We start from the raw sequence: 12,701 nt of genomic DNA on the forward strand, positions 1-12,701 counted from the left end.
AGCCGGCCATGCCTGACGAAGACATCAAAGCCTCTTTACGCGCCGCATTTCAGGGGCGCGTGCTGGACGACGCCGACGCCCTGGCGCCGCACCTGACCGACTACCGCAAGCGGTGGACGGGCCGCACCCTGGCGCTGGCGCAGCCCGACAGCACCGAGGACGTGGCCAAGCTGGTGAATTGGTGCCGGGAGCGCCGCGTCGCCATCTATCCGCAAGGGGGCAACACAGGCCTGGTCGGCGGCAGCGTGCCGGACGGCGGCGGTCACAGCATCGTGCTGTCGCTGGCCCGCATGAACGCCATCCTGGACGTGGACCGCTACAACAACACGTTGACCGCGCAGGCGGGCGCCGTGCTGGCCAACGTGCAGGAGGCTGCTGCTCAGGCGGACCGGCTGTTTCCGTTGAGCCTGGGCGCGGAAGGAAGCTGCACGCTGGGCGGCAACCTGGCCACCAACGCCGGCGGGATTCAGGTGCTGCGCTATGGCAATGCGCGGGACCTGTGCCTGGGCCTGGAAGTGGTGACGCCCGACGGGCAAATCTGGAACGGACTGCGCGGGCTTCGCAAGGACAACACCGGGTACGACCTGAAGCAGCTTTTCATCGGCGCGGAGGGCACACTGGGCATCATCACGGCCGCCACCGTCAAGCTGTATCCGCGCCCCGCCGCGCAGATGACGGCCTTTGCCGCCGTGCCGGACCCGCAGAGCGCGGTGCAACTGCTGTCGCTGGCCCAGTCGTATCTGTCGGCCAGCCTGACGGCCTTTGAACTGATCAGCGGTCCGGCCGTAGAGCTGGTGCTGCAACACACGCCCGGCGCGCGCAGCCCCGTGCCTGCCAAGGCGCCGTATTACGTGTTGCTGGAATCCAGCGACGCCGAGAGCGCAGCCCATGCCACGGAGCGGTTCGAAGCGCTGATGGAAGCGGCCTTCGAGGCGGGCATCGTCACGGATGCGGCCATTGCGTCGACCCTGGCGCAGTCGGCCTCGTTCTGGCAGATCCGGCATCACCTGCCCGAAGCGCAATCCATCGACGGCGAGAACATCAAGCACGACATTTCGCTGCCGATCTCGCGCATCGGGGAATTCATCGACGCCGCGCAGACGGCGGTGCATCGCGTGTTGCCCAATGCCCGCATCTTCGTGTTCGGCCATGTGGGCGACGGCAACTTGCACTACAACGTGTCGACGCCGCCCGGCGCGGATGCGTCGGCTTACCAGGCCATGCGCAATTCGGAGAAGGCGGTTTCGGGCGCGGTGTACGACGTGGTGGCGCGCATGAACGGGTCGATCTCCGCCGAGCATGGCGTGGGACAGCTGCGGGTGGGTTCGATCGGCCGGTACAAGCCGGCCAACGAGATGGCGATGATGGCAAGCATCAAGCGCCTGTTCGATCCGCTGGGGTTGTTCAACCCGGGGCGGGTGATCGCCGCGGACTGACGTCGACGGTCACCGAAGCGCGCCCCTGTGGTGTCGCCTTCGCCTTGGCCTAGACCGATGCCGGGTCCACTTTATTCACGTCGATGTCATAACGGCTGATGACCTCACCGATCTTCTGGCGCGGGACGACGCCCTCGTCAGCCAGCGCCTTGACGGCTGCCAGCACGATGAAATGACGATCCACCTCGAAGAAGGTGCGCAGTGATTCGCGGGTGTCCGAGCGGCCGAACCCGTCCGTGCCAAGGGTGACGAACCGGCGGTCAGTGACGAAGGGACGGATCTGGTCGCCGATGATCTACAGACCTTCCATGCCGAAAGTGCGCGATTCGTCCGGCACGATAGGAATCACCAGCTTGCCCAGGTTGGGGTCCTTGAGCAGCGTGGTCAGGATGCGCACGAAAGACATGGTGGTCGAAACCCCGCGCTCGCCACTGTCTTTCAATTGCGTGGCGAAGGCGCTGAGCGGCGGCACCGCCAGCGGCGCAACCTTGCCGGAGCGCGACGGAACATAGCCGCCCAGCGCGGCCCGGCGTTGTGCAAAGTAGCGGGCTTCTTCGCTGTCGGGCGCGGGTTTCAGGTAGGGCATGGCTTCGAGCTCGTCATCGGGCACCGGCAGCGAAAAGCGATCACGGAACGCACGCACGGCGTCTGCGCTCATCTTCTTCAACTGGTGGTTGATGTTCTGGCCTTCGCCAGCCTCGCCCATGCCGAATCCCTTGACGGTCTTGACCAGGACGACCGTGGGCCGGCCTTCCGTGCTGACGGCTTGCGCGTAGGCGGCATGCACCTTCTCCGGGTCATGGCCGCCGCGTGTCAGCGCGCAGATCTCGTCGTCCGACAAGTGCGCCACCAACGCCAGCAGCTCGGGATACTTGCCGAAGAAGTGTTCGCGCACATAGGCGCCGCTTTGCGACTTGAAGGTTTGATATTCGCCGTCCACGCATTCCATCATGCGTTGGCGCAGCAGCCCGCTCGTGTCGCGCTTGAGCAGATCGTCCCAACCGCTGCCCCACAGCACCTTGATGACGTTCCATCCTGCGGCCCTGAAGGTGCCTTCGAGTTCCTGCACGATCTTGCTGTTGCCCCGCACCGGGCCGTCCAGACGTTGCAGATTGCAGTTGACGACGAAGATCAGGTTGTCGAGGCGTTCGCGCCCTGCGACCGAGATAGCGGCCAGCGATTCCGGCTGGTCCATCTCGCCGTCGCCCAGGAAAGCCCACACCTTGCGGCCCTGATGCTCCAGCAATCCGCGGTACTCGAGATAGCGCATGAACCGCGCCTGATAGGCGGCGGTCAGCGGACCCAGGCCCATCGACACGGTGGGGAACTGCCAGAAGTCGGGCATCAGGCGCGGGTGGGGGTAAGACGACAGGCCAACGCGTCCCGCCTCGCGGCGGAAGTTGTCCAGCTGCGCTTCGGTGATGCGCCCCTCCAGATAGGCGCGTCCGTAAATGCCCGGTGCGGAATGGCCCTGGATGTAGACCATGTCGCCGCCGAATGTCTCGGTACGTCCCCGGAAGAAGTGGTTGAAACCCACGTCATAGAGCACGGCGGCGGACTGGTAGGTGGCAATGTGTCCGCCGACGTTGGACTGCTTGCCGGCGCGCAACACCATGACCATCGCATTCCAGCGGATGTAGGCATTCAGGCGCTGTTCGATGCCGATGTCGCCCGGGTAGGCGGGCTGCGGGTCTTTGCCGATGGTGTTGACGTACGCGCTGGTGACGCGGCCATGCATATCACCGTGCCGGCTGGCGTCGAAGTCGGTAAGCCGGTCGATCAGGTAGTGAGCGCGCGAACGGCCTTCGACCGTCGTGACAGCCTCCAGCGCTTCCAGCCACTCTCGAGTTTCCAGCGGGTCGACGTCGACCAGGGCGAGGGGGTGATTCATGGCGGTCCTCCAGGAAAAATGACGGGTTGAAGCGGGGCTGCGGCCGACCAGCCAGACGGGCGTGGCGCAGTCACCAACGTTCAATCCATGAATTGCAAATGCAATCGTATGGGCCGCAATTCTAGTTCAGCTAGAATTGCAAATGCAACTAAAACTCGAAAGGAGCCTGCCATGGTGAAAGACGCAGCGGATCTTTGGTTCTCGTTTGTGCGCGCCCATCGTTTGATGATCCGCGAGGTCGAAAGCCGCCTGGCAGCGGCCAAGCTGCCCGTCTATGCCTGGTACGACGTTCTTTGGGGACTGGAAAGCGGACCAGGCGGCACACGGCGGATGCACGAACTGGCCGACGCGCTGGCGATCGAACGATACAACCTCACTCGGCTGGTCGACCGCCTGGAGCAAGAGGGGCTGGTTCAGCGCGCACGCTCGGCCGAAGATGGCCGCGCCGCGTTCGCCACCATCACAAAGGAAGGCCGCGCGCTGCGCAAGAAGATGTGGAAGGTCTACGAAGGAACCGTTGCCGAAGTGTTTCTGAGCCAGTTCAGTGCCGAAGAGCAAAGCAAGTTTGCCGCGGCGCTGGACCAGGCCGCTGCCGTTGCCCGCGCGCAAGGCAACTGAAGCTGGCAGGCAATTTGTTCAAGACATGCAGACGCCGCCCGCCGGCTTGGCGGCGTGAACGCGGGCGAGCGAAGACGCTGCGATCGCATGGCTGACCTCTGTTGATGGACCTCTTGCACGACGCGGCATCGTGTCATACGATTGCATTTGCAACGATTGCAATTGCAATGCTATTCATCGACAAGGATAGACATGACACAGGCCGATCTCGCGTTCTACACCGCAGACACCCCCAACGGGCAGAAGGTCAGCATCTTTCTCAAAGAAGCCGGACTGACCTATGAGCAGTTCGATCTTGATCTTGAAAAGGGCGACCAGCATCAACCGGAGTTCCTCAAGATCAACCCGAACGGCAAGATTCCCGCCATCGTTGATCGAAAAGCCGGCCTGGCCGTCTTCGAGTCGGGTGCCATCCTTTCCTATCTGTCGTCGCAAACGGGGTGTCTGCAGCCCGAGACGCAGGCCGAAAGCGTTGCTGTGCAGCAGTGGCTGCATTTCCAGATTGGCGGCATAGGCCCGATGCTGGGGCAGCTATGGTGGTTTCTGCATGCCTCGACAACGGGCAATGCCGAGGCGATACAGCGATACCGGAAGCAATCGCTTCGGCTTTATCAGGTCGTGGATACCCGCCTGAGCGAATCCGCCTTCATCGCGTCGGAAAACTACAGCATCGCCGATATCGCCGCATTCACCTGGCTGAGAACCTGGGACGAGTTGGACCTGGACATCAGGTCCTATCCACACGTTCAGCGCTGGCTGGATGTGATCGCTGCGCGGCCTGCGGTACAGGCGGGGCTTCTGGCGAACAAGCCGGCTTCCCGTGCTGCCCCCAACCGGTCTGCTTCCACCAAGGGCTGAGCCATGGCGTGGACTTATCTGTTCCTTGCCGCAGCCTTGGAGATAGTGATGGGTCTTTCGCTCAAACTGAATGCGGGTTGGACCAAGCCTGGGCCAAGCATCATCGCCGTGATGGCGGGGTTGGGCAGCATCTACCTGCTGGCGCTGGCCTTGCGCGCATTGCCCATGGGGATGGCTTATGCCATCTGGACCGGCATTGGAACGATCGGGCTGGTGCTTGTCGGCGTGCTGGTGTTTCAGGATGAGATGAACTGGACCCGCGCCTGCTTCCTTGGCCTGGCGTTCATCGGAATCGTTGGACTGCGCCTCTCGGAGGCGGCGGCGTAAGGAACATGATCGTCGACAACTGAGCGCGGCGCCCGCACGCCGCGCTCAGTGCGTGATCCCGGTCAGTGCGTGATCTTGGTGCCCAGCACCGCCAGGAACTGCGCCATCCAGGCCGGATGCGCGGGCCAGGCGGGCGCCGATACCAGGTTGCCATCCGTGTAGGCCTGGTCGACGGCGATCTCGGCGTAGGTGCCGCCCGCCAGCCGGACCTCGGGTGCGCAGGCGGGGTACGCCGAGCAGGTCCTGCCCTTCAGCACGTCGGCCGCAGCGAGGATCTGCGCGCCGTGGCATACGGCGGCGATGGGCTTGTTGGCCTTGTCGAAATGCCGCACGATCTCCAGCACCTTTTCATTCAGGCGAAGGTACTCGGGCGCGCGCCCGCCGGGGATCACCAGGCCGTCGTAGGACGAGGGTTCGACGCGATCGAAGTCGTAGTTCAGCGTGAAGTTGTGGCCGCGCTTTTCGGTGTAGGTCTGCGCGCCTTCGAAATCATGGATCGACGTGGCCACCGTGTCGCCCGCCTTCTTGTCCGGGCAGACCGCATGCACCGTGTGGCCGACGGTCAGCAGCGTCTGGAACGGCACCATGGTCTCGTAGTCTTCGGCGTAGTCGCCGACCAGCATCAACAGTCGTTTGCTCATGATTGTCTCCGTGGGATGAGGGTGGCGTCCGGTTGCTTGCCCGCGGATCGGGCTCCGGTTCTTGGTGTTCTAGTCCCATTGTGCCCGCCGCGCCAGCGGGCCAGGTGGTAGCGGGATACCACCGGGCTCCCTCTCTACTCCAGCGCCACCGTCACCGGCTTCGCGCCCAGCAGGTCCACCAGCACCTTCGGATCGATGCCCACCAGATAGCCGCGCCGCCCGCCGTTGATGTAGACCACGGGATACTCCAGCACGTCGGCTTCCACCCACACCGGCATCTTCTTGCGCGTGCCGAACGGCGACGTGCCGCCCACCTGATAGCCGGAATGGCGCTGCGCAACCTCGGGCTTGCAGGGCTCGACCTTTTTCAGGCCCGCCTGGCGCGCCAGGTTCTTGGTGGAGACTTCGCGGTCGCCGTGCATGACCACGATCAGCGGCTTGGCCGATTCGTCCTCCATCACCAGCGTCTTCACGACGGCGTGCGGGTCCAGACCGAGCTGGCGCGCGGCTTCGCCGGCGCCGCCGTGATCGACGTAGTCATACGTGTGTTCGGAATAGGCCACCTTGTGCTGCTTGAGGAATTGGGTGGCGGGCGTTTCGGAGACGTGGCGGGCTTTGCTCATTTTTGTGCCGGTGGGTAGGGAGATGGCGGCGGTCAGCCGCGTGGATGATGGGCCGCGTGCAGCGCCTTCAGGCGTTCTCGCGCCACATGGGTGTAGATCTGCGTGGTGGAAATGTCCGCGTGGCCCAGCAGCATCTGCACGACGCGCAGGTCGGCGCCATGGTTCAGCAGATGCGTGGCGAAGGCGTGGCGCAGCACATGGGGCGACAAGGGCGCATTGACGCCGGCGAGCACAGCGTACTTCTTGACGAGTTGCCAGAACGCCTGCCGCGACATCGCCTCGGCGCGGCTGGTGATGAAGAGCGCATCGCTGACGCGGCCTGCGGCCAAATCGGGGCGTGCCGTGGCCAGGTACTGCGAAATCCAGTGCGCGGCTTCGGCGCCCAGCGGCACGAGGCGGTCCTTGCCGCCCTTGCCCAGGACCACGCGCACCACGCCTTCGTTCAGGCTGACGTCCAAAGCTCGCACGCCGACCAGCTCGGACACACGCAGGCCCGTGGCGTACAGGGTCTCGAGCATGGCGCGGTCGCGCAGACCGCGCGGCTGGCTGACGTCGGGCGCGCGCAGCAGCGCGTCCACCTGTTGCTCGGACAGCGTCTTGGGCATGCGCGGCGGCTGCTTGGCGGCGACCAGCGTCAGGCAGGGATCGCGCTCGGCGCGGTGTTCGCGCAGCGCCCAGGCGTAGAAGCGGCGCAGCGCGGCCAGCCGGCGGTTGGCGGTGGTGGCGCGGGTTTCTTCGTGACGGAAGGCAAACCAGGCCTCGATATCGGCCTTCTGCGCATCGCGGATCGGCTTGGCCGGGCCGGCGGGCAGGATCTGGGCACGCGCCGGCTCGCCGTGCCGGTCGGCCAGTTCCCTGGCGTAGGCGTCGGGGTCTTCAAGCCAGCGGGCGAAACCGGTCAGGTCGCGCCGGTAGGCGGCCAGGGTGTTGGCGGACAGGCCGTCTTCGAGCCACACGGCGTCGATGAAGGCGTCGATATCGGCCTGGGAGGCAAGCGGCTGGCGGGCGGTAGACATGGCGGGATTCTACGGCGCGGCGCGGCCGGGCAGGCGCTCGCCCACGCCTGCGGCGGCGGACTTGAGCCAGGCCTCGAATACCTTCAGCGCATCGGACCGTTCGCTGCGTTGCGGATAGCCGAAGTAATACCCCTGGCTGACCGCCAGCGACTGCGGCACCGGCATGGCAAGCGCGCCCTGGTCCAGCGCGGGCTGCGCCAGAAAGCGCGGCATCAGCCCGACGCCAAGCCCGGCCTGCACCGCCGCCATCACCATGGTGAAGAGCTCGTAGCGCGGGCCGCCAGCCGCCTGCGGTCCATACAGATATCCATTGGCCGTGTACCACTGGCGCCAGGCGTCGGGCCGCGAGGCCAGATGCAGATGCGTCATCCCGGTCAGCGCGCCGCCGCCCTGCTCCGCCACGCGCGCCGCCAATTCGGGCGCGCAGACCGGCACCAGTTCGCGTTCCGGAAACAGCAGCCCACCCTGCGTGCCGGGCCAGAGTCCGTCCCCGTGATACAGCGCGCCGTCGAACGGCTGGTCCTTGAATTGAAACGGCAGGGTGCGCACGGACAAGCTGACGGTGATGTCACCGTGCTCGCGCTGGAAGTCGGCCAGACGCGGGATCAGCCAGGTGGTGGCCAGCGTGGGCACGACGGCGATGTGGATGCTGCGCCCCATGCCGGTCCGGCTGACGAGACCAAAGGTGTCTTTCTCGATCTGATCAAGATGGTGACGGATCCGGCCGGCGTATTCGGCGCCGTGATCGGTCAGCACGATGCGGCGGCGCACCCGCGTGAACAGTTGCACGCCCAGCCGCGCTTCCAGGCTGGCCACCTGACGGTAGACGGCGCTGTGCGTCAGCGACAGTTCTTCGGCGGCACGCGAAAAGCTGCCCAGCCGGGCCGAGGCCTCGAACGCCTGCAGGGCCGTTAGATTGGGGATGCCGTTTCTCATGGAAATACCGCCGGAAGTCCGGCCCGCCGCCGTGCGCCCGCATGCTGCGGCGCACCAGCCGCCACGTGCCGGGGGATCAACAGAATGTGCAATTTTATCAATTGCGTTGTGCGCCCAGGGAACATATGCTCGGGAGTTCTACCCTAGGCTAACCACGACACCACCATGCCCCAGCAAGATTCCCGCCTTGGCGGTCACATTCTGGTCGACCAACTGGTCGCCCACGGCGTCAAACATGTCTTTTGTGTCCCTGGCGAAAGCTATCTGGCGGTGCTGGACGGCCTGCACGATGCCGACATCAAGGTCACGGTGTGCCGTCAGGAAGGCGGCGCGGCCATGATGGCCGACGCGCACGGCAAACTGACCGGCGAGCCCGGCATCTGCATGGTGACGCGCGGTCCGGGCGCCTCCAATGCGCTGGCCGGCGTGCACATTTCCAAGCAGGACTCGTCGCCGATGATCCTGTTCGTGGGCCAGATCGAGCGCGGCATGCGCGAGCGCGAAGCCTTCCAGGAAATGGACTACCGCGCCGTGTTCGGCACGCAGGCCAAGTGGGTAACCGAGATCGATCAGGTCGAACGCATTCCCGAACTGATCTCGCGCGCCTTCCACATCGCCACGTCCGGCCGCCCCGGCCCCGTGGTGATCGCGCTGCCGGAAGACATGCTGGTCGAGGCCGCCAAGGTGGCCGACGCGCCGCGCTACGAAGTGATTGAATCCGCCCCCACCGCCGGCCAGCTGGCCGACCTGGAAAAACTGCTGGCCGATGCGAAGAACCCGGTCGCCATTCTGGGCGGCACGCGCTGGGACGCGCGCGCCGTGCAGGAATTTGCCGACTTCGCACAACGCCATGCGCTGCCGACCGCCGTGTCGTTCCGCCGCCAGATGCTGTTCCCGGCCGATCATCCGTGCTTCATCGGCGACGTGGGCCTGGGCATCAATCCCGCCCTGCTCAAGCGCGTGGCCGACGCCGACCTGATCCTGCTGGTGGGCGGCCGCATGTCGGAAAACCCCAGCCAGGCGTACACGCTGCTGGATATTCCGGTGCCCAAGCAAAAGCTGGTGCACGTGCATCCCGATGCCGCCGAGCTGGGCCGGGTGTACCGCCCTACCCTTGCCATCAACACGTCGCCGTCCGCCTTTGCCGCCTCGCTGGCGGACCTGAAGGCGCCGGCCACTCCGGTCTGGGCCGACGGCACCAAGGCCATGCGCGAGTCGTACCTGAAGTGGAGCGATCCCGAAACCGTCACCACGCCCGGCGCGCTGCAACTGGGCCAAGTAATGGCGTACCTGGAAAAGACGTTGCCGGCCGACGCCATCATGACCAACGGCGCGGGCAACTACGCCACCTGGCTGCATCGCTTCCACCGCTTCACGCGCTTTGGCACTCAACTGGCCCCCACGTCCGGATCCATGGGCTACGGCCTGCCGGCGGCCGTTGGCGCCAAGCGCGTCTGGCCCGACAAGACCGTGGTGTGCTTTGCGGGCGACGGCTGCTTCCTGATGCACGGCCAGGAATTCGCGACGGCGGTGCAGTATGACCTGCCCATCGTCGTGATCCTGGTGGACAACGGCATGTACGGCACGATCCGCATGCACCAGGAAAAGCACTATCCGGGCCGCATTTCCGCGACCGAGCTCAAGAACCCCGATTTCGCCGACTACGCGCGCGCCTTTGGCGGCCACGGCGAACGCGTGGAAACCACCGAACAGTTCGGTCCGGCCTTTGAACGGGCATTGGCCAGCGGCAAGCCCGCGATCCTGCACTGCTTCATCGACCCGGAAACCATCAGCCCGTCCACGACCCTCGAGAAAATCCGCGAGGCGGCGCTGAAGGCCCAACACTGAACCCTGCACGGGCGGAATAGCCGGCAACCCCACCGGCGGCGCGCCGTGGCGCACCGCCGTGCAAACCCCAACTTGCCGCCCGAATTATTTTAAGTTTAAACTTTCCAGATTCCGATCACGGAAATCCATAGCGGAGACCCAGCATGTCCTCGAACCCCTCATTCCACTGGCAAGATCCTCTGTTGCTGGACCAGCAACTGACCGACGAAGAGCGTATGGTGCGCGATGCCGCCTACGCCTACTCGCAGGACAAGCTGGCTCCCCGCGTGCTCAACGCCTTCCGCAACGAGAAGACCGATCCCGAGATCTTCTCCGAAATGGGCGAACTGGGCCTCTTGGGCGCCACGATCCCCGTCGAATATGGCGGCGCCGGCCTGAATTACGTCAGCTACGGCCTGATCGCCCGTGAAGTCGAACGCGTCGACTCCGGCTACCGCTCGATGATGAGCGTGCAGTCCTCGCTGGTGATGGTGCCGATCAACGAATTCGGCTCCGAAGAACAAAAGAAGAAGTACCTGCCCAAGCTGGCGCGCGGTGAATGGATCGGCTGCTTCGGCCTGACCGAACCCAACCACGGCTCCGACCCCAACGGCATGGAAACCCGCGCCGTCAAAACGGCCGACGGCTACAAGGTCAGCGGCAACAAGATGTGGATCACCAACTCGCCCATCGCGGACGTGTTCGTGGTCTGGGCCAAGTGCGTCGGCGGCGACTTCGACGGCAAGATCCGCGGCTTCATCCTTGAAAAGGGCATGAAGGGCCTGTCGGCCCCCGCCATCCACGGCAAGGTCGGCCTGCGCGCGTCGATCACCGGCGAAATCGTCATGGACGAAGTGGAAGTGTCCGCCGACCAGATGATGCCCGGCGTGTCCGGCCTGAAGGGTCCGTTCACCTGCCTGAACTCCGCCCGCTACGGCATCGCCTGGGGCGCTGTCGGCGCCGCCGAGGCCTGCTGGCACACCGCCCGCCAGTACACCCTGGACCGCAAGCAGTTCGGCCGCCCCCTGGCCGCCAACCAGCTCATCCAGAAGAAGCTGGCTGACATGCAAACCGAAATCACGCTCGCCCTGCAAGGCTGCCTGCGTCTGGGCCGCATGAAGGACGAAGGCACCGCCGCCGTCGAAATCACCTCGATCATGAAGCGCAACTCGTGCGGCAAGGCGCTGGACATCGCCCGCCTGGCGCGCGACATGCTCGGCGGCAACGGCATCTCCGACGAGTTCGGCGTCGCCCGCCACCTGGTGAACCTGGAAGTGGTCAACACCTACGAAGGCACCCACGACGTGCACGCCCTGATCCTGGGCCGTGCGCAGACGGGCATCCAGGCGTTTTATTGATCGCCTGCCTCATGTAGCGAAGGAAGCCGCCTGCGTAGGCGGCTTTTTTATGTCCGAATGCAATAAGCCATACGCCCGATCCCGCCTCGCCTGCGCATTGCCGTAAGCCCGACTAGGCGTATGCCTGTATACCTCTTACGCTTCACGGGTCCCTTTCCGAGGAGTCGCGCATGCAAGGCATCACCCCCCTGCGCCTGGCGGCAGTCATCGCCATGGCTTTCGTTGCCCACGGCGCTCAGGCCGCCACGACGCTCACCATGACCACCGAGTACCCGGCCACCTCCATGCCGGGCCAAGGCGTGTCCACGTTTGCCGAGCTGGTGCGCGCCAAGTCGGCGGGCAACGTCATCATCGACACGAGTTTCGACGCGGCCAAGGGCATCAAGTCCGGCGACATGATCGACGCGGTTCAAACGCGCAAGGTCGATGCGGGCGACGCCTTCGCCGGCGCGTTGGCCACGAAGTATCCGCTGTTCGGCGTGTCGTCCCTGCCCTTCCTGGCGGACTCGCTGTCCAAGGCGCGCAACCTCAACAAGGCCGCCCGTCCGGCGTACGAGAAGCTGCTGGCTGCGCATGGCCAGAAGCTGCTCTACACCACGCCGTGGCCGGCGTCGGGCATCTGGTCCAAGCAGAAGGTGGACAGCGTGGCGGCGCTGAAGCGCCTGACCATCCGCACCTATGACGCCACGTCGCAGGACGTCATGCAGCGTGCCGGCGCGCGCGCGGAGAACATCTCGTTTGCGGACGCCATGCCGCGCATCGCGTCGGGCGAGGTCAATGCGGTGCTGTCCTCCGGCGACGGTGGCGCGGGCCGCAAGTTGTGGGAGTATCTGCCCCACTTCGCGGAGATCAACTACGCCATGCCGATCTCGGTGGCGACGATGAATCTGAAGGCGTACGAAGCGCTGGATGCGCGGTCGCGCAAGGCCATTGACCAGGCGGCCGCGCAGACCGAGACCGAGCAGTGGAAACGCATCGAAGGCCGGCTGCAGCAGAACTACGCGAACATGCGCAAGAATGGCGTGGCCATCAACACTGCCGTGCCGCCCGCGGTGCGCAAGGCGTTGCAGGACGCATCCAAGGAATCGATCAACGCCTGGAAAGCGGCGGCCGGCCCGGAAGGGGCCGCCATTCTCAAGCAGGCGGGCAAACGGTAGACGAAAGCCGCGC

Annotated in this window: 12 protein-coding genes and 1 pseudogene; 7 read left to right on the forward strand and 6 right to left on the reverse strand. The window is 65.2% G+C overall.

From position 1 onward, the window contains the following. Positions 1-8 precede the first annotated feature (8 nt). Entirely contained in the window at positions 9-1,436 is a 1,428-nt protein-coding gene (locus tag AB3147_RS21380) for an FAD-binding oxidoreductase (protein WP_367352909.1), read from the forward strand. A 49-nt stretch (positions 1,437-1,485) separates the two neighbouring features. On the opposite strand, the gene AB3147_RS28300 is transcribed toward AB3147_RS21380, so the two are convergent. Then, complete coding sequence (locus tag AB3147_RS28300) at positions 1,486-1,620, reverse strand: hypothetical protein (protein ID WP_438860995.1); 135 nt, start codon at positions 1,618-1,620, stop codon at positions 1,486-1,488. 114 nt (positions 1,621-1,734) lie between these two features. Continuing rightward, a pseudogene (gene aceE, locus AB3147_RS21385) lies at positions 1,735-3,327 on the reverse strand (pyruvate dehydrogenase (acetyl-transferring), homodimeric type); the annotation flags it as partial. 171 nt (positions 3,328-3,498) lie between these two features. Here aceE and AB3147_RS21390 point away from each other — a divergent pair. From AB3147_RS21390 to AB3147_RS21400, 3 genes are all read left to right on the forward strand, one after another. Continuing rightward, positions 3,499-3,945 (forward strand): MarR family winged helix-turn-helix transcriptional regulator, encoded by a 447-nt coding sequence (locus tag AB3147_RS21390; RefSeq protein WP_367352910.1) that lies wholly within the window; start codon positions 3,499-3,501, stop codon positions 3,943-3,945. Positions 3,946-4,137: 192 nt separating this feature from the next. Continuing rightward, on the forward strand, positions 4,138-4,803 hold the full coding sequence (locus AB3147_RS21395; protein WP_367352911.1) for a glutathione S-transferase family protein: 666 nt from the start codon (positions 4,138-4,140) through the stop codon (positions 4,801-4,803). A 3-nt stretch (positions 4,804-4,806) separates the two neighbouring features. Continuing rightward, the gene (locus AB3147_RS21400; protein ID WP_367352912.1) at positions 4,807-5,130 is read left to right on the forward strand and encodes a DMT family transporter; all 324 of its coding nucleotides are present in this window, start codon (positions 4,807-4,809) and stop codon (positions 5,128-5,130) included. 62 nt (positions 5,131-5,192) lie between these two features. On the opposite strand, the gene AB3147_RS21405 is transcribed toward AB3147_RS21400, so the two are convergent. The 4 genes from AB3147_RS21405 to AB3147_RS21420 all read right to left on the reverse strand — a co-directional run bounded on the left by AB3147_RS21405 (position 5,193) and on the right by AB3147_RS21420 (position 8,346). Then, positions 5,193-5,771 (reverse strand): DJ-1/PfpI family protein, encoded by a 579-nt coding sequence (locus AB3147_RS21405; protein WP_175125902.1) that lies wholly within the window; start codon positions 5,769-5,771, stop codon positions 5,193-5,195. A 134-nt stretch (positions 5,772-5,905) separates the two neighbouring features. Continuing rightward, entirely contained in the window at positions 5,906-6,394 is a 489-nt protein-coding gene (ybaK, locus tag AB3147_RS21410; RefSeq protein ID WP_175125901.1) for a Cys-tRNA(Pro) deacylase, read from the reverse strand. 32 nt (positions 6,395-6,426) lie between these two features. Then, positions 6,427-7,410, reverse strand: coding sequence for a site-specific tyrosine recombinase XerD (gene xerD / locus AB3147_RS21415; RefSeq protein ID WP_367352913.1), 984 nt, complete (start codon positions 7,408-7,410; stop codon positions 6,427-6,429). A 9-nt stretch (positions 7,411-7,419) separates the two neighbouring features. Further along, positions 7,420-8,346, reverse strand: a complete 927-nt coding sequence (locus AB3147_RS21420) for a LysR substrate-binding domain-containing protein (RefSeq protein WP_175125899.1) — start codon at positions 8,344-8,346, stop codon at positions 7,420-7,422. Between the two features lie 165 nt (positions 8,347-8,511). On the opposite strand from AB3147_RS21420, the gene AB3147_RS21425 reads away from it, so the two are divergent. The 3 genes from AB3147_RS21425 to AB3147_RS21435 all read left to right on the forward strand — a co-directional run bounded on the left by AB3147_RS21425 (position 8,512) and on the right by AB3147_RS21435 (position 12,688). Next, positions 8,512-10,194 (forward strand): thiamine pyrophosphate-binding protein, encoded by a 1,683-nt coding sequence (locus tag AB3147_RS21425; protein WP_175125898.1) that lies wholly within the window; start codon positions 8,512-8,514, stop codon positions 10,192-10,194. A gap of 143 nt (positions 10,195-10,337) precedes the next feature. Continuing rightward, the gene (locus AB3147_RS21430) at positions 10,338-11,531 is read left to right on the forward strand and encodes an acyl-CoA dehydrogenase (protein WP_056570859.1); all 1,194 of its coding nucleotides are present in this window, start codon (positions 10,338-10,340) and stop codon (positions 11,529-11,531) included. 170 nt (positions 11,532-11,701) lie between these two features. After that, positions 11,702-12,688: a TRAP transporter substrate-binding protein gene (locus tag AB3147_RS21435; protein ID WP_313065417.1), complete on the forward strand. Its 987-nt coding sequence runs from the start codon at positions 11,702-11,704 to the stop codon at positions 12,686-12,688. Positions 12,689-12,701: the final 13 nt, after the last annotated feature.

The sequence above is a fragment of the Achromobacter animicus genome, from assembly GCF_040775605.1.
In the GTDB taxonomy this organism is placed as follows: domain Bacteria; phylum Pseudomonadota; class Gammaproteobacteria; order Burkholderiales; family Burkholderiaceae_B; genus Achromobacter; species Achromobacter animicus.

Excerpts from the sequence above, each read along its gene's own strand:
- AB3147_RS21395 (WP_367352911.1), top strand. The coding sequence starts at position 4,138 with ATGACACAGGCCGATCTCGCGTTCTACACCGCAGACACCCCCAACGGG.
- AB3147_RS21420 (WP_175125899.1), bottom strand. The coding sequence starts at position 8,346 with ATGAGAAACGGCATCCCCAATCTAACGGCCCTGCAGGCGTTCGAGGCC.
- AB3147_RS21380 (WP_367352909.1), top strand. The coding sequence starts at position 9 with ATGCCTGACGAAGACATCAAAGCCTCTTTACGCGCCGCATTTCAGGGG.
- xerD (WP_367352913.1), bottom strand. The coding sequence starts at position 7,410 with ATGTCTACCGCCCGCCAGCCGCTTGCCTCCCAGGCCGATATCGACGCC.
- AB3147_RS21435 (WP_313065417.1), top strand. The coding sequence starts at position 11,702 with ATGCAAGGCATCACCCCCCTGCGCCTGGCGGCAGTCATCGCCATGGCT.
- ybaK (WP_175125901.1), bottom strand. The coding sequence starts at position 6,394 with ATGAGCAAAGCCCGCCACGTCTCCGAAACGCCCGCCACCCAATTCCTC.
- AB3147_RS21400 (WP_367352912.1), top strand. The coding sequence starts at position 4,807 with ATGGCGTGGACTTATCTGTTCCTTGCCGCAGCCTTGGAGATAGTGATG.
- AB3147_RS21425 (WP_175125898.1), top strand. The coding sequence starts at position 8,512 with ATGCCCCAGCAAGATTCCCGCCTTGGCGGTCACATTCTGGTCGACCAA.
- AB3147_RS21390 (WP_367352910.1), top strand. The coding sequence starts at position 3,499 with ATGGTGAAAGACGCAGCGGATCTTTGGTTCTCGTTTGTGCGCGCCCAT.
- AB3147_RS21405 (WP_175125902.1), bottom strand. The coding sequence starts at position 5,771 with ATGAGCAAACGACTGTTGATGCTGGTCGGCGACTACGCCGAAGACTAC.
- AB3147_RS21430 (WP_056570859.1), top strand. The coding sequence starts at position 10,338 with ATGTCCTCGAACCCCTCATTCCACTGGCAAGATCCTCTGTTGCTGGAC.